9 protein-coding genes, 1 tRNA gene and 1 rRNA gene are annotated in these 16,753 nt (G+C 70.6%); 1 reads left to right on the top strand and 10 read right to left on the bottom strand.

Annotation, left to right across the window (positions count from 1 at the left end):
• Window positions 1-57: 57 nt before the first annotated feature.
• The 7 genes from ACFYZL_RS18455 to ACFYZL_RS18425 all read right to left on the bottom strand — a co-directional run bounded on the left by ACFYZL_RS18455 (window position 58) and on the right by ACFYZL_RS18425 (window position 13,422).
• A complete protein-coding gene (locus tag ACFYZL_RS18455; RefSeq protein WP_384748493.1) occupies window positions 58-558 on the bottom strand; it encodes a CinA family protein in 501 nt (166 codons plus the stop codon).
• 65 nt (window positions 559-623) lie between these two features.
• Window positions 624-1,280 carry a CDP-diacylglycerol--glycerol-3-phosphate 3-phosphatidyltransferase gene (gene pgsA, locus ACFYZL_RS18450; protein ID WP_384748445.1) on the bottom strand — a complete coding sequence of 219 codons (657 nt, stop codon included), beginning with the start codon at window positions 1,278-1,280 and terminating at the stop codon, window positions 624-626.
• Window positions 1,277-2,773: a 30S ribosomal protein S12 methylthiotransferase RimO gene (gene rimO / locus ACFYZL_RS18445; protein ID WP_384748442.1), complete on the bottom strand. Its 1,497-nt coding sequence runs from the start codon at window positions 2,771-2,773 to the stop codon at window positions 1,277-1,279. The genes pgsA and rimO overlap by 4 nt, the downstream gene beginning before the upstream one ends.
• A gap of 126 nt (window positions 2,774-2,899) precedes the next feature.
• The gene (locus tag ACFYZL_RS18440) at window positions 2,900-3,805 is read right to left on the bottom strand and encodes a helix-turn-helix domain-containing protein (RefSeq protein ID WP_384748439.1); all 906 of its coding nucleotides are present in this window, start codon (window positions 3,803-3,805) and stop codon (window positions 2,900-2,902) included.
• A gap of 168 nt (window positions 3,806-3,973) precedes the next feature.
• Complete coding sequence (locus ACFYZL_RS18435; RefSeq protein ID WP_384748436.1) at window positions 3,974-6,754, bottom strand: DNA translocase FtsK; 2,781 nt, start codon at window positions 6,752-6,754, stop codon at window positions 3,974-3,976.
• Window positions 6,755-7,001: 247 nt separating this feature from the next.
• On the bottom strand, window positions 7,002-7,676 hold the full coding sequence (locus tag ACFYZL_RS18430) for a two-component system response regulator (protein ID WP_384748433.1): 675 nt from the start codon (window positions 7,674-7,676) through the stop codon (window positions 7,002-7,004).
• A 235-nt stretch (window positions 7,677-7,911) separates the two neighbouring features.
• Complete coding sequence (locus tag ACFYZL_RS18425) at window positions 7,912-13,422, bottom strand: HAMP domain-containing protein (protein WP_388680019.1); 5,511 nt, start codon at window positions 13,420-13,422, stop codon at window positions 7,912-7,914.
• Window positions 13,423-13,590: 168 nt separating this feature from the next.
• Here ACFYZL_RS18425 and ACFYZL_RS18420 point away from each other — a divergent pair, with 168 nt between their 5' ends.
• Entirely contained in the window at window positions 13,591-16,176 is a 2,586-nt protein-coding gene (locus tag ACFYZL_RS18420) for a SpoIIE family protein phosphatase (RefSeq protein ID WP_384748427.1), read from the top strand.
• Here ACFYZL_RS18420 and ACFYZL_RS18415 read toward each other — a convergent pair whose 3' ends face one another.
• The 3 genes from ACFYZL_RS18415 to rrf all read right to left on the bottom strand — a co-directional run.
• A complete protein-coding gene (locus ACFYZL_RS18415; protein ID WP_388680016.1) occupies window positions 16,177-16,419 on the bottom strand; it encodes a hypothetical protein in 243 nt (80 codons plus the stop codon).
• A 160-nt stretch (window positions 16,420-16,579) separates the two neighbouring features.
• A tRNA-Thr gene (locus ACFYZL_RS18410) sits at window positions 16,580-16,655 on the bottom strand.
• Between the two features lie 5 nt (window positions 16,656-16,660).
• Window positions 16,661-16,753 (bottom strand): 5S ribosomal RNA (rrf, locus tag ACFYZL_RS18405); the annotation flags it as partial.

The following is a 16,753-nucleotide window of genomic DNA, read 5'->3' as shown; positions in this document are numbered from 1 at the left end:
CGCCTCGCGCCGCGGCCGTGCGGGGAGCGATGTCGTGTTCACTCAGGGCTGCAAACATCAAATCCCCCCGTTCTGTTCCGTATCCTGCCTCCGCGCATTCTCACGGAGTTGGCTTGAGAGAAGTTCGAGCACTGTGCGTGCACTCTCCCTACGGATTTCCGCACGGGAGCCGTTCAACCTCAGCCGAGCCGATTTCCTGCCCGCCGGACCGTCCACGGCGACGAAGACGGTGCCCACCGGCTGGCCGTCCTGCGGGTCGGGACCGGCCACTCCGGTGGTCGCGATCCCCCACGAAGCGTCGAGCACCCGCCGCACTCCGGCCGCCATCTCCTCCGCGACCTGCGCGTTCACCGCGCCTTCGGCCGCAAGCAGCCCCGCGTCCACTCCCAGGACGCGGTGCTTGAGCTCCGTCGCGTACGCCGTGACCGATCCGCGGAAGGACCGGGAGGCCCCGGGGACGGCCGTGAGCTCGGCGGCCACCATGCCGCCGGTCAGGGACTCCGCCACGGCGAGGGTCTGGTCACTCTCCGCGAGCAGTCGCAACACCTCCGTCGCCACCGCGACGGCACTCGCGCCGGATCCCGCCCCCGCGGAATTCCCGGCGCTCTCCCCCGCCACCCCTGTCACGCCGCGGCCCGCTCCGCCGCGAGACCCTTGCGGCGCAGTACGACCGCCTGCCGGATGTAGTCCAAACCGGTGAGGACGGTCAGCACCACGGCGAGCGCCATCACCCAGAAACGCATCGTCGCCAGCGCCCCGGTCAGCGCGAGCACGTACATGCCCACGGCCGTGCCCTGGGCGAGGGTCTTCATCTTGCCGCCCCGGCTGGCCGGAATCACTCCGTAGCGGATCACCCAGAAGCGCATCAGCGTGATCCCGAGCTCCCGGCCCAGGATCACCCCGGTCACCCACCACGGCAGGTCTCCCAGCCAGGACAGGCAGACCAGCGCGGACCCCATGATCGCCTTGTCGGCGATCGGGTCGGCGATCTTGCCGAAGTCCGTGACCAGGTTGTACGTCCGGGCCAGGTGCCCGTCGAAGATGTCCGTGATCATGGCGACGGCGAACGCCGCCCACGCCCACGCCCGCCAGACGGGGTCGTAGCCCCCGTCGGCGAGCAGCAGGAGCACGAATCCCGGCACGAGGACGAGCCGGACCATCGTCAGGATGTTGGCGATGTTCCACAGGCTGGCCTGATTGACGGCCGCGGCCCCCAGCTTCGCGCCGGGCGCGGGCCGGCGGCCGGTCCCGCCCGCCGCAGATGCCGGGACTCCGGTCATCCGGCCGCCTCCTCGAGTTCCAGGCCCAGCGGCTCGGCCACGAGGTCCACACCCAGGGTGCCGACCACCTTCGCGGTGACGATGCGCCCCGGGACCAGACCCGTGCTGTCCGTGAAGACCACCTGGCCGTCGGTCTCGGGCGCCTGGTGCGCGGCACGTCCGTAGGCGCCGACCTCGTCCTCGTCGTCGCCGCCGACGGGCTCGACGGACTCGACGAGCACCTCCAGGGTCTCCCCGATCCGCTCCTCCGCGCGCTGCGAGGTGAGCTCCTCGGCGAGGCGCTGCATGTGCGCGAGACGCTCGGCGATCGTGTCCTCGTCCAGCTTGTTCTCGTAGCCGACGGCCTCGGTGCCGTCCTCGTCCGAGTAGCCGAAGACGCCGATGGCGTCGAGGCGGGCGTGGGTGAGGAAGCGCTCCAGCTCGGCGAAGTCGCCTTCCGTCTCTCCGGGGAAGCCGACGATGAAGTTGGACCGCACGCCGGCCAGCGGGGCCTTGGAGCGGATGGTGTCCAGCAGCTCAAGGAAGCGGTCGGTGTCACCGAAGCGGCGCATGGCGCGCAGCACGTCGGGGGCGGAGTGCTGGAAGGACAGGTCGAAGTACGGCACGACCTTGGGGGTCGAGGTCAGTACGTCGATCAGGCCCGGGCGCATCTCGGCGGGCTGGAGGTAGCTGACGCGGACGCGCTCGATGCCGTCCACGGCGGCCAGCTCGGGCAGCAGGGTCTCCAGCAGGCGGATGTCGCCGAGGTCCTTGCCGTACGAGGTGTTGTTCTCGGAGACCAGCATGATCTCCTTGACGCCCTGCTCGGCGAGCCAGCGCGTCTCGCCCAGCACGTCGCTGGGGCGGCGGGAGATGAACGAGCCGCGGAAGGACGGGATGGCGCAGAAGGAGCAGCGCCGGTCGCAGCCGGAGGCCAGCTTGACCGAGGCCACGGGGCTCTTGTCGAGGCGGCGGCGCAGCGGCGCGCGCGGCCCGGAGGCGGGCGCGAGGCCCTCGGGGAGGTCCGAGGGGGCGGCCGCGGGCTCCTGGGCGTGGCCGGGCAGGGCCACGGCGGTGTCCTGGCGCTCGGCCGGGCTGATCGGCAGCAGCTTGCGCCGGTCACGCGGGGTGTGGGCCTCGACGCTGCCACCGCTGAGGATGGTCTGGAGGCGGTTGGAGATGTCGGCGTAGTCGTCGAAACCGAGGACTCCGTCGGCCTCGGGGAGCGCTTCGGCGAGTTCCTTGCCGTAGCGCTCGGCCATACAGCCGACGGCGACGACGGCCTGGGTCTTGCCGTGATCCTTGAGATCGTTGGCTTCCAGGAGGGCGTCTACGGAGTCCTTCTTGGCGGCTTCGACGAAGCCGCAGGTGTTGACGACGGCTACGTCCGCATCGGCGGCGTCCTCGACGAGCTCCCAGCCATCCGCCGCCAAGCGGCCTGCGAGCTCCTCCGAGTCCACCTCGTTACGGGCGCAGCCAAGAGTGACAAGGGCGACGGTACGGCGTTCGGGCATGGACTCAAGACTACTTCGTCCCGACGCCGGCCCCGGCCCCAAGTCCCCTTACATCAAGATCCCCGGGGTGCGGAAGGGCACCCCGGGGATCCGGATCAAAGCATTCCGCCCTAGGGCGGACCGGGCTCAGCCCGCCTGGGGCTGGTTCTGGAGCGGGTCCTGCTTGGTGTATGTGAGACGTTCCACCTGCCCCGGCTGGAAGTCGTCCTTGATCTCCTTGCCGTTCACGAACAGCTTCACGGCCCCGGCGTCGCCGAGCACGAGGTCGACGGACTCCTTGTCCGTGAAGGTCTTCGACTCGCCCCGCGCGAGGGTGCCGTCAAAGAGCAGACGGCCGCTGTGGTCCTTCGCGGAGATCCAGCTCTCCCCCGTCTCGGCCGTCAGGACGACCGTGACGAGGTCCTTCGGTGCCGCGGCGATGGCGCTGTCCGAAGGCTCCGGCTTGGGCGCCTGCGGGGCCTGGGGGGTCTGCTGGGGCTGCGCGGCGGGCTTTCCGCCGCTCTGCTTGGGTGCGGGCTTCGGCGAGGCGGAACCTTCCGCCACGGGCCGCTTGTCCTTCTCGTCGCCACCGCTGAAGGCGGTGAAGCCCACGAAGCCGATCACGGCGACGATGGCGGCGACCATGGCGGCGGTCCAGTTGGGCCGCTGCCGCTCGGGGCGGATCCGCTCGGCTTCGAACATCGGCGCGGCGGGGGTGGGTGCCGGCCGGCCGCCGTGGGCCGCGTCGTAGGCCTCGACCAGGGGTGCCGGATCGAGGTGTACGGCGCGGGCGAGCGTACGGATGTGACCGCGGGCGTAGACGTCGCCGCCGCACCGCGTGAAGTCGTCCTCTTCGATCGCGTGCACGATCGGGATGCGCACGCGGGTGGTGGAACTGACCTCGTCGACTGTCAGCCCGGCGGCGATCCGGGCCTTCTTGAGGGCCGTCCCGATGGACGGTCCTTCGACGGTGCGTTCGACGATGCGGTCCTCGGACCGGTCGTCGGTCGAAGGCCGCTTGTCTTCGGGGGAGTTGGAGTTGCCGATGGACACGAGTGCGCCTTTCGAGCGTGTAGCCACCTGCTGGATGTCCAGTCTAGGGGGGTGACGAAAGGGTGGAGCAACCGGAGGGTGCACTTCCTACGCCATCCGAATGGCGGGGGAAGCTCCCCTCCGTTCAACTTGACGCGGGGCCAAGGGAAACGGTTGCCCGCGGTTTGCTTACGGTCCGGTCTCGCCGCGGATGACGGCCAGCACGGCGTCCAGCTCGTCGGCCTTGAGCAGCACGTCGCGCGCCTTCGAACCCTCGCTCGGGCCGACGATCCCCCGCGATTCCATCAGGTCCATGAGCCGACCGGCCTTGGCGAAACCCACCCGCAGCTTGCGCTGGAGCATCGAGGTGGAGCCGAACTGGGTCGAGACCACCAGCTCCGCCGCCTGGCACAGCAGGTCCAGGTCGTCGCCGATGTCCTCGTCGATCTCCTTCTTCTGCTTCTGCCCGACGGTGACGTCGTCCCGGAAGACGGGCGCCATCTGGTCCTTGCAGTGCTGCACGATCCCGGCGATCTCGTCCTCGGTGACGAAGGCGCCCTGGAGGCGTACGGGCTTGTTCGCGCCCATCGGCAGGAACAGGCCGTCGCCCTTGCCGATGAGCTTCTCCGCGCCCGGCTGGTCGAGGATGACCCGGCTGTCGGCGAGCGAGGAGGTCGCGAAGGCGAGCCGCGAGGGCACGTTCGCCTTGATCAGACCGGTCACCACGTCCACGGAGGGCCGCTGGGTCGCGAGCACCAGGTGGATGCCGGCCGCGCGGGCCAACTGGGTGATGCGGACGATCGAGTCCTCGACGTCGCGCGGGGCCACCATCATCAGGTCGGCCAGCTCGTCGACGATCACCAGCAGGTACGGGTAGGGGCTGAGCTCGCGCTCGCTGCCCGGCGGCAGTTTGATCTTGCCGTCCCGGATCGCCTGGTTGAAGTCGTCGATGTGCCGGTACCCGAAGGCCGCCAGGTCGTCGTAGCGCAGGTCCATCTCGCGCACGACCCACTGGAGGGCCTCGGCGGCCCTCTTGGGGTTGGTGATGATCGGCGTGATCAGGTGCGGGATGCCCTCGTACGCCGTCAGCTCGACCCGCTTGGGGTCGACGAGGACCATCCGCACGTCCTCCGGCGTGGCCCGGACCATGATCGAGGTGATCAGGCAGTTGATGCAGGAGGACTTGCCGGAGCCGGTGGCGCCGGCCACCAGTACGTGCGGCATCTTCGCGAGGTTGGCCATGACGTAGCCGCCCTCGACGTCCTTGCCCAGCGCCACCAGCATCGGGTGGTCGTCCTCGGCCGCGTCCGCGAGGCGCAGCACGTCACCGAGGTTGACCATCTCCCGGTCGGTGTTCGGGATCTCGATGCCGACAGCCGACTTGCCCGGGATCGGACTGATGATGCGGACGTCCGGCGAGGCCACCGCGTAGGCGATGTTCTTGGTCAGCGCGGTGATCCGCTCGACCTTGACCGCAGCGCCCAGCGTGACCTCGTACCGGGTGACCGTCGGCCCCCGGGTGAAGCCGGTGACGTCCGCGTCGACCTTGAACTCGGTGAACACGTTGCGCAGCGAGGCGACGACCGCGTCGTTCGCGGCGCTGCGGGTCTTGCCGGGCCCGCCCTTCTCCAGCAGGTCCAGCGAGGGCAGGGAGTACGTGATGTCACCGCGCAGCTGGAGCTGCTCGGCGCGCGGGGGCAGCGGCTGGGTCTCGGGCGGGGCCTTGGTCAGATCGGGCACCGACAGCGTCCCGGAGGCCGCGGCGGTGGTGGCGTGCGGCGCCTCGGCCTGCGGCACCTCGGCGGGAGGGGCCTGCGGTACGGGGCGTTCCTCTCGGGCGGGCGGCACGGGAGCGGTGACCTCCACGCCCTCCCGCTCGGGCGTGATCCCCTGGGTGAGGTCGGCGACGAGGGGCGAGGGCGGCAGCCCGCCGTAGACCACGCCGTCCAGCGCCGCGGCGGCCGCGGCCGCCACGTCGACGGCGTCCATCTCGCGGTCCATGGACGGCCGGGCCCTGCGCGGGCGCCGGCGCCGGGCCAGCGCTTCCTCCTCGGCGGCGTCGGCGGGATCGTCGGAGCCGGCTGCCGCGCCCGAACGGGCCCGCCACTGCTCGGCGTCGTGCCGGTCCCGGCGCGCCGGGACGGCGCCCTCCTGTTCCCCGTAGACCTCGTCGTACTCGTTCGGGGCGATGATCCCGAGCCGGATCCCGAGCCGGCGCAGTCGCTGCGGGATCGCGTTGACCGGGGTCGCGGTGACGACGAGCAGCCCGAAGACGGTGAGCAGCACCAGCATGGGCACGGCCAGCGGCGCGCCCATGGTGAAGATCAGCGGCTTCGAGGCGCCCCAGCCGATCAGCCCGCCCGCGTTCTGCATGGCGGTGGTGCCCTCGTCGCGGCCGGGAGCGCCGCAGGCGATGTGGACCAGGCCGAGCACGCCGATGACGAGGGCGGAGAGGCCGATGCCGATCCGGCCGTTGGCGTCGGTCTGCTCGGGGTGGCGGATGAAACGTACCGCCATCACGCCGAGCAGGATCGGCACGAGCAGGTCCAGTCGTCCGAAGGCGCCCGTGACCAGCATGGTGACCAGGTCCCCGACGGGCCCGCTCAGATTCGACCAGGTTCCGGCGGCGACGATCAGCGCGAGGGCGAGCAGCAGCAGCGCGACGCCGTCCTTGCGGTGGGCGGGGTCGAGGTTCTTGGCCCCTTGGCCGATCCCGCGGAAGACCGCGCCGACCGCGTGCGCGCAGCCGAGCCACACGGCGCGCACCAGCCGCAGCACGCCCCCGGTCGGGGACGGCGCGGGCTTGGCCGCGACCTTCTTCACCGGGGCGCGCTTGCCCGCCGCGGCCTTCTTCGCGGGCGGTTTGCGCGCGGGAGCCGCCTTCTTCGCCGGCGCCGTCGTACGGCCGGTGCGGCTCTTCGCGGTGCCCGCGGTGCTCTGGGAACCCTTGCCGGACGTACTTGAGGCCATGGGCCCGAGGTTACCGGTGCGCGCCCCGGTGGACACGCGTGCCCACCCCTTCACCCGTTCGTGTCGCGTGCCCCATGGGCTCTTTGACGCCCCACCAAACCTGACGAAGCCTCAACCCGCGCCCCGGGGCCACTTCGCGACACCCCGGGCGCACGTCGGCACCCCGGCTGCCGCGACCCGCCGGGCACCCCGCAGTCCGCCGGCACCCGGGTCCCGACCCGGGCACGGCGGCAGGCCGCGCCCCGGCTCAGCCCTGCGCGGGGAGCACCGCTCCCCCGGCACCGGGCTCCAGCGCGTCCAGGGCCCTGCGCAGTCCGGTGAGCTTGCGCTCCAGGTGCGCCGCGGTCGCCACCACGCCCGCATCCGCCGAATCCTCGCCGAGCTGCTTGGTCAGCGCCTCGGCCTGCTCCTCGACCGCCGCGAGCCGCGCGGAGAGCTCGGCCAGCAGACCGGCCGTCTCCTTGCTGCCGTCGCCGTTGGAACCGCCGCCCTCCAACTGGAGCCGCAGCAGCGCCGCCTGCTCCCGCAGCTTGCAGTTCTTGGTGTACAGCTCCACGAACACCGAGACCTTGGCCCGCAGCACCCACGGGTCGAAGGGCTTGGAGATGTAGTCCACCGCTCCGGCCGCGTAGCCGCGGAACGTGTGGTGCGGACCGTGGTTGATCGCAGTGAGGAAGATGATCGGGATGTCCCGGGTCCGTTCCCGCCGCTTGATGTGCGCGGCCGTTTCGAAACCGTCCATTCCCGGCATCTGGACATCCAACAGGATGACCGCGAAATCGTCCGTCAGCAGCGCTTTGAGCGCTTCCTCCCCCGACGACGCCCGGACCAGTGTCTGATCGAGCGCGGAGAGGATGGCCTCCAACGCCAGCAGATTCTCCGGCCGGTCGTCGACCAGGAGGATCTTGGCCTTCTGCACCATGCCCTGTCCTCCTCGCCCCGGCATGGGGCCTCCCCGGCTCAAGGCTCCGGCCTGTCCGCCGGGCCCCGCCCCAGAGGACGGCATCCTTACGCCGTCCGTCCTTGTGCCGGTCATCGTAGCCCCAGTCCCGAGATCGCCACACCCTGTCACCAAGATGTCACTGTGCACGATGCGGAAACGTGGTGGGAGGGCAGAAGGTTCCCCCCTGCGCCTCCCGATCACCTCCGCACGTTGATCACTTTCCGCGCATATGCCCTTCCATGACCGACAGTAGGTAGTCGGGCTCGACCGGCTTGGTGACGTAGTCGGACGCACCGGACTCGATGGCCTTCTCCCGGTCGCCCTTCATCGCCTTGGCGGTGAGCGCGATGATGGGCAGCCCCTCGAACTGCGGCATCTGCCGGATCGCGGCCGTCGTCGCGTACCCGTCCATCTCCGGCATCATGATGTCCATCAGGACCACCGCCACGTCGTCGTGCGATTCCAGGACCTCGATGCCCTCCCGCCCGTTCTCGGCGTAGAGCACCGCCAGCCCGTGCTGCTCCAGCACGCTCGTGAGCGCGAAGACGTTGCGTACGTCGTCGTCCACGATCAGCACCCGCTCGCCGCGGAAGTCGTACGCCCGCGGCGGGACCGGGAGCGGCTCCTCCACGCCCCAAGCGTCGACGTCCGGCCGGCCCTGCGCCTCCGCCCTCGGCAGCGGCTCGGGCAGGCTCTTGCGCCGCCTGCGGAACAGCGCCGAGGAGCCCTGACCCGACGGCTCCGCCGCGGGCAGCCCCGGCCGGGCATGTTGTGCGTGCACCGTCGGTACGGGCACGGAGGCGGCCGGGGCCTGCGGCAGCGCGGGCCGCACCCCGTCGGCCGACCTGCGGTACAGCTCGCCGCGCGCACCCCCGGGCGTGGGCGGCGCGTACCCCTGCGGGGGCAGCTCGCTCGGGTGCAGCGGCAGGTACAGCGTGAAGGTGGACCCGCGGCCGGGCTCGCTGGCCGCGTGGATCTCCCCGCCGAGCAGCCGGGCGATCTCCCGGCTGATCGACAGCCCCAGGCCCGTGCCGCCGTACTTGCGGCTGGTCGTCCCGTCGGCCTGCTTGAACGCCTCGAAGATCACCAGCATCTTGCTCGCCGCGATCCCGATGCCGGTGTCGGTCACCGAGAAGGCGATCAGGTCGGCGTCCGCCTCCCGCAGCGAACCGGCCTCCAGCAGCTGCTCGCGGATCGCCGTCGGCACGTCGGTCCCGGCGGGCCGGATCACCAGCTCCACCGCCCCGGTGTCGGTGAACTTCACCGCGTTCGACAGCAGGTTGCGCAGCACCTGCAGCAGCCGCTGCTCGTCCGTGTGCAGGGTCGCCGGGAGCTCCGGCGAGACCCGCACCGAGAAGTCCAGGCCCTTCTCCGCCGTCAGCGGCCGGAAGGTGGCCTCCACGTAGTCGACCAGCTGCACGAGGGCGATCCGGGTCGGCGAGACGTCCATCTTCCCGGCCTCGACCTTCGACAGGTCGAGGATGTCGTTGATCAGCTGGAGCAGGTCGGAGCCGGCGCCGTGGATGGTCTCGGCGAACTCCACCTGCTTCGGCGAGAGGTTCTCGTCCGCGTTGTCGGCGAGCAGCTTCGCCAGGATCAGCAGCGAGTTGAGCGGGGTGCGCAGCTCGTGCGACATGTTCGCCAGGAACTCGGACTTGTACCGCATCGAGACCGCGAGCTGCTCGGCACGCTCCTCCAGGACCTGCCGGGCCTCCTCGATCTCGGTGTTCTTCACCTCGATGTCCCGGTTCTGACGGGCCAGCAGCTCAGCCTTCTCCTCCAGCTCCGCGTTGGCGGCCTGGAGGGCCTTCTGCCGGTTCTCCAGTTCGTCGGACCGCTCGCGCAGCTGCTCGGTCATCTCCTGGGACTGCTTGAGCAGCATCTCCGTCTTGGAGTTGACGCTGATGGTGTTGACGCTCGTGCCGATCATCTCGGCGATCTGGCTGAGGAAGTCCTTCTGGATCTGCGTGAACGGGGTGAAGGACGCGAGCTCGATGACGCCGAGCAGCTTCCCCTCGAAGAGCACCGGCAGCACGATCACGTGCGCGGGCGGCGCCTCGCCGAGCCCCGAGGAGATCTTCAGGTAGCCGGGCGGGGTGTTCTCGACGAGGATCGTCCGCTTCTCCTCGGCGACCGTGCCGATCAGCCCCTCGCCCGGCCGGAAGGAGGTGGGCACCTGGCCCCCGGCGTACGCGTAGCTCCCGCGCATCCGCAGCTCGTACGAGCCGTCCGTGCCGCCCTCCGTCCCGATCTCGGTGGTGCCGCCGGCCGGCAGTGCCAGGAAGAAGGCGCCGTGCTGCGCGGAGACGACCGGGGTCAGCTCGCTCATGATCAGCGAGGCCACGTCGTCGAGCTCCCGGCGGCCCTGCATCAGCGCGGAGATCCGGGCGAGGTTGCCCTTGAGCCAGTCCTGCTCCTTGTTGGCCAGGGTGGTGTCGCGCAGGTTGACGATCATCGTGTTGATGTTGTCCTGGAGGACCTGGATCTCGCCCGCCGCGTCCACGTCGACCTTCAGGCTCAGGTCGCCGCGGGTCACCGCGGTGGCCACGGCCGCGATGGCGCGCACCTGCCGGGTCAGGTTCCCGGCCATCTCGTTCACGGACTCCGTCAGGTCCCGCCAGGTGCCGTCGACGTCCCGGACGCGGGCCTGGCCGCCCAGGATGCCCTCCGTGCCCACCTCGCGGGCGACGCGGGTCACCTGGTCGGCGAAGGAGGACAGCTGGTCGACCATCGTGTTGATGGTGGTCTTGAGCTCCAGGATCTCGCCGCGGGCGTCGATGTCGATCTTCTTGGTCATGTCGCCCTTGGCGATGGCGGTCGTGACCATGGCGATCTGCCGCACCTGACCGGTGAGGTTGGAGGCCATGAAGTTCACCGAGTCGGTGAGGTCCTTCCAGGTCCCCGAGACGCCCGGCACGTGCGCCTGACCGCCCAGGCGGCCCTCCGTACCCACCTCGCGCGCCACGCGCGTGACCTCGTCCGCGAACGAGGAGAGGGTCTTCACCATCGTGTTGACCGTGTCCGCGAGCTGGGCGACCTCGCCGCGCGCCTCGACCGTGACCTTCTTCGTCAGATCGCCGTTGGCGACCGCCGCCGAGACCTGCGAGATGTTGCGCACCTGCGAGGTCAGGTTGTTGGCCATCAGGTTGACGTTGTCGGTCAGGTCCTTCCAGATGCCGGTCACGCCGCGCACCCGTGCCTGACCGCCCAGGATGCCCTCGGAACCCACCTCGCGGGCCACCCGGGTCACCTGCTCCGCGAAGGAGGACAGCTGGTCGACCATCGTGTTGACGGTGGTCACCAGCTCCAGGATCTCGCCCTTGGCGTCGACGGTGATCTTCTTCGACAGATCGCCCATGGCGACGGCGGTGGTCACCTCGGCGATGTTGCGCACCTGCGAGGTCAGGTTGTTCGCCATGAAGTTGACGGACTGGGTGAGGTCCTTCCAGGTGCCGGAGACACCCTTGACCTCGGCCTGACCGCCCAGGATTCCCTCGGTGCCCACCTCGCGGGCGACCCTCGTCACCTGCTCCGCGAAGTTCGAGAGCTGGTCGACCATGGTGTTGAGGGTGTTCTTCAGCTCCAGGATCTCGCCGCGCGCGTCCACGTCGATCTTCTGCGACAGGTCACCGCGCGCGACCGCCGTGGCGACCTGCGCGATGTTGCGCACCTGCGAGGTCAGGTTCCCGGCCATGCCGTTCACCGAGTCCGTCAGGTCGCGCCACACGCCGGCCACGCCGGGCACCTGCGCCTGACCGCCGAGCCGGCCCTCCGTACCCACGTCCCGGGCCACCCGGGTCACCTGCTCGGCGAAGGCCGAGAGCTGGTCGACCATCGTGTTGATGGTGTTCTTCAGCTCCAGGATCTCGCCGCGCGCGTCCACGTCGATCTTCTGCGACAGGTCACCGCGCGCCACGGCCGTGGTGACCTGGGCGATCTGGCGCACCTGGGAAGTCAGGTTGCCGGCCATGAAGTTGACGGAGTCGGTGAGCTCCTTCCACGTGCCGGACACCCCCTCGACCCTGGCCTGGCCGCCCAGTCGGCCCTCCGTACCCACGTCCCGCGCCATCCGCGTGACCTGGTCGGCGAAGGAGGACAGCTGGTCCACCATCGTGTTGACGGTGTTCTTCAGCTGGAGCATCTCGCCGGAGACGTCCACGGTGACCTTCTGGGACAGGTCGCCGTTGGCGACCGCCGTCGTCACCTGGGCGATGTTGCGGACCTGCCCGGTGAGGTTGCGGAAGGCGGTGTTCACCGAGTCGGTGAGGTCCTTCCACGTACCCGCCGCGCCCGGAACCTGCGCCTGACCGCCCAGTTCACCCTCGACGCCGACCTCGCGGGCCACGCGCGTCACTTCCGCACCGAAGGACTGGAGTTGGTCCACCATCGTGTTGACGGTGTTCTTCAGCTCCAGCATCTCGCCGGCCACGTTGACCGTGACCTTCTGCGAGAGGTCGCCGTTGGCGACCGCCGTCGTCACCTGCGCGATGTCCCGCACCTGCGTGGTGAGGTTGCGGAAGACCGTGTTCACCGAATCGGTGAGGTCCTTCCACGTGCCCGCCGCGCCGGGAACCTGCGCCTGACCACCGAGCAGACCCTTGGCCCCGACCTCGCTGGCCACACGCGTGACCTCGTCCGCGAACGTCCGCAGCGTTTCGGTCATCTGGTTGATCGTTTCGGCCAGCTGCGCGACCTCGCCCCGCGCGCTCACCCGTACCTTCTGCGACAGGTCGCCGTTCGCGACCGCCGTCGTCACCTGGGCGATGCCGCGCACCTGGGCCGTCAGGTTGCCGGCCATGGTGTTGACGGAGTCGGTCAGGTCCTTCCACACGCCCGCGACACCGGGCACCTTCGCCTGGCCGCCCAGCTCGCCCTCCGTGCCCACCTCGCGGGCGACGCGGGTCACCTCGGAGGAGAAGGAGGACAGCTGGTCCACCATCGTGTTGACGGTGTTCTTCAGCTGCAACATCTCGCCGGCCACGTGCACCGTGACCTTGCGCGACAGGTCGCCCTTGGCGACCGCCGTCGTGACGAGGGCGATGTCACGCACCTGGGCGGTGAGCCGGTACGCCATGGTGTTGACGGAGTCGGTCAGGTCCTTCCAGGAGCCCGACATTCCGCGCACCTGGGCCTGGCCGCCGAGCTTCCCCTCGGTACCCACCTCCAGCGCCACGCGCGTCACCTCGTCGGTGAACGCGGACAGCTGGTCGACCAGGTTGTTGACCGTACGCCCGACCTTCAGGAACTCACCGCGCAGCGGATGCCCCACCCCCTCCGGGGCCTGGGTCCGCAGGTCCATCCGCTGGTCCAGGTCGCCCTCGGCGACCGCCGACAGCACCCGACCCACCTCGGACACCGGCCGCGCCAGGTCGTCCACCAGCTGGTTCGAGGCGTCGATCGCGGCCGCCCAGGAGCCCTCGCAGGCACCCGTTTCCAGCCGTTCGCTCAGCTTGCCCTCGCGGCCCACCATCCGTCGGACCCGGGAGAGCTCCCCCGTGAGGTGCAGATTGCGGTCGGCGACCTCGTTGTAGACGGCGGCGATCTCCGCCATCACGCCTTCGCCGGACACCGTCAACCGCTTGCGGAAGTTCCCGTCCCGCATCGACACCAGGGCCGTGAGCAGCCGGTTCAGAGCCGCGGTATCGACCTCGGTCGTGTCGCCGCGCCGCGGACGCCCTCCCTTGGCCCGCGTCCCTGTACGCCGCACCGCTGCGCCAGACTCCACCGTGTCCCTCCCGAAAGGGTCGACCGCCGTTCCACCGGACACCTGACTCCTCACGAGCCGGTTCCGCAAGCCTGCCCAGTGTTTCACCCTGGCCGAACCCGGCCATAACACTTCGGCACCATCGCATACCCGCCGTACCCTCCGAGTGGATTCCCGGACGACGGCACCATGCCGACCGCGAAGGTAAGTAACCTGGCACTCGATGTCCAACCGCGTCGAAGGAGAGCAGTGATCACGGCACGGGCGGCTGCCAGTTTCGATCCCGTCGGGCGATCCGTCGCCGCCGCTCGCGCGTTCGTCCGCGACACGCTGCAGGGCTGGGGCTTCGCGGACATCGTCGACGACGCGGTGGTCCTCACCAGCGAGCTCGTCACGAACGCCGTGGTCCACGCCGGGACCCGGGCCGAGGTCCTGTGCCTGCGCTCCGGGGACGGAGTGCGCGTCGAGGTCGCCGACCGCTACCCGGAGCGGGAGCTCCCGCTCCAGCACCCCGGCGAGCGTCCGTACGCCGACCCCGACCGTGAGAACGGCCGCGGCCTGATGCTCTGCGCCGCCCTCGCCACCCGCTGGGGCGTCGAGTACACGGCCACCCACAAGCACGTGTGGTTCCGGCTCGACCTTCCGGACCGGCCGGTCGGTACCCGCTCCGCGGGCCCGGTCGTGCCCGACCGCCTGCTCCCCCTCGCCGACAGCCGGGTCCGCGTGGCCGTCCTCCAGATCGACTCCGGCGACCGCATCAGCGCCTGGAACGAGGACGCGGAGCACATCTTCGGCTACCCCGCGGAGAAGGCCCTGGGCCGCCCGCTCGCCGAGCTCGCCGCCTGGCCGCAGACCCCCGGCACCGGAACCGGCATCGCCGAGGCCCTGCGACTCTCGCGCTGGGAGGGCAGTTACGGAGTCCGCGGCGCGGACGGCCGCGTCATCCCCATCTACGCCTCCCACCTGCGGGTCCGCGACGCCCACGGCGAGCCGTCCATCGTCTGCCTCCTCGTCCACGACGACGAGCGCGCCCTGCTCCAGACCCCCGTGCGCACACCCACCGGCGACAGCGCCCAGCTCACCGAGCCCCGCCCCGTGGACCCCTTCGAGGTCTTCATCGGCTCTCCCGCCCCCGACGACCTCGACGCCCTGCTCCAGCGCACCGTCGAACGGGCCCGCGACCTCCTCGACGCCGACTCCGCCTTCCTCCTCCTCGCGACGGACGACGAAACGGAGCTCGAGGTCCGCGCCACCACCGGCCTGCCCTCCACGCGCCAGCGGTTCGCCCGCGTCCCCGTCGAGGCCGGCACCAACCGGTACGGCTCCGCCCGCATGCCCGCCGTCCACGACGACCTCTCGGTCGTCCCCGGCGCCGTGCCTCTCCTGGAGTCCACCGGCATGCGCTCGGCGGTCACCGTCCCGCTCAAGGTCGAGGGCCGGCTCACCGGCTCCCTCGGCGTGGCCGCCGAGATCCCGGGCCGCTACACCAACGAGGAGGCCCTGCGCCTCCAGTTCGCCGCCGACCGCATCGCCCTGGCCGTCGAGTCCGCCCGCCTCGGCGAGCTGGAACGCCTCCGGCGCGGCTCCCTCTCCTTCCTCGTCGAGGCCTCCGACCTGCTGGCCGGCACCCTCGACCGGGACCAGACCCTGGCGCTGATGGCCCAGATGACCGTCCCGACCCTCGCCACCTGGTGCGCCGTCTACACGATCGCCGACCAGTCCTCCGACCCGTACCTCTCGTACGTGCTCCACGAGGACGAGGAACGCATCGACGCCCTCAAGGCCCTCCTCTCGCGGGTCAGCCCGCCCGAACCGGTCCGCGAGGCCGGCGCCCGCCCCTGGCCGGAGACCTCCCTCGCCGTCGGCGGCGAGACCGTGGTCCTGCCACTGCTCGCCCGCAACCGCGTCATCGGACTGCTGACCCTCGGCAAGCCGTCCGAGGAACACTTCCGCCAGGAGATCCTCGAACTCGCCGAGGACCTGTCCCGGCGGGCCGCGCTGGCCCTGGACAACGCCCGTCTCTACTCCGAGCGCACCGCGATCAGCCGCTCCCTCCAGCGCAGCCTGCTGCCGCCCGGCTCCCCCGCGATCCCCGGCATGGAGGTCGAGGTCATCTACCGCGCGGCCGGCGAGGGCAACGAGGTGGGCGGCGACTTCTACGACGTCTTCCCGATCCGCGACGGCGCGTACGGCTTCGCCATCGGCGACGTCTGCGGCACGGGCCCCGAAGCGGCCGCGGTCACCGGCCTCGCCCGGCACGCCCTGCGCCTCCTGGCCCGCGAAGGCCTGGGCGGCCCGGCCGTCCTGCAGCGCCTGAACGCGGCCATCCTCGACGAGGGCGCCCGCAGCCGCTTCCTCACCCTCCTCTACGGCGAACTGCACCCGCAGCCGGACGGCGGGGCCCTGATGAAGGTCGTCTGCGCCGGCCACCCGCTCCCGCTGCGCCTGCGCCCAAACGGCGAGGTCCTGGCGGCCGCGGAGCCCCAGCCGCTGCTGGGCGTCATCGACGACCTCGACCTCTACGAGCAGACGCTGACCCTCGATCCGGGCGACGTGCTGCTGTGCGTCACGGACGGCGTGACCGAACGCCGCGAGGGCACCCGCATGCTCGGCGACGACGGCCTGACCGAGGTCCTCACCACCTGCACGGGCCTCACCGCGGGCGCGGTCGCCTCCCGCGTGCTGCGCGCCGTGGAACGCTTCGCGGCGGAACCCGCCTCGGACGACATGGCCATCCTCGCGTTCCGGGTCCCCCAGCAGCGCACGAGCGACTGATCACCGCCGCGGCAATCGCGGCGACACGATCATGAATGACGGTGCGGCCATCTCCGAGACCCAGGGAGGCGCGGAGGCCGCCCCGACACCCGGGTCGGAGCTCTCGGCCACGGGACCGGGCTCGAAGGGCACCGACGACGACACGCAACCGCCACCGGCAACGCCGGCCGGGGCCGTCACGAGCCGGAGGAAGAGGCGTCGGATCCATGCGATGTTCGTGGTGATGTTCGTGTTCAGGCTCATGAGAGGGTCCTTCCTCGGATCGAGGAGCTCGGGCTCCCGTGATCCCATTGCGCCCCGAGGCGCGACCCTGGTCATGGCCCGGAAAGTCGGGACTTGACAGGCACCGCACGGACCCACAAACGCAGAAAGGCCCCCGCCAACAGGCGGGGGCCTTTCTCTTTGGAGCCCTTTAACGGAATCGAACCGTTGACCTTCTCCTTACCATGGAGACGCTCTACCGACTGAGCTAAAAGGGCGGGTTGTTCGGCGGCGTCCTACTCTCCCACAGGGTCCCCCCTGCAGTACCATCGGCGCTGAAAGGCTTAGCTTCCGGGTTCGGAATGTAACCGGGCGT

This window comes from Streptomyces sp. NPDC001717 (assembly GCF_042892775.1).
GTDB lineage: Bacteria > Actinomycetota > Actinomycetes > Streptomycetales > Streptomycetaceae > Streptomyces.
Note: the sequence above shows the minus strand (reverse complement) of the source record. Positions and strands in the feature narration are given on the sequence as shown.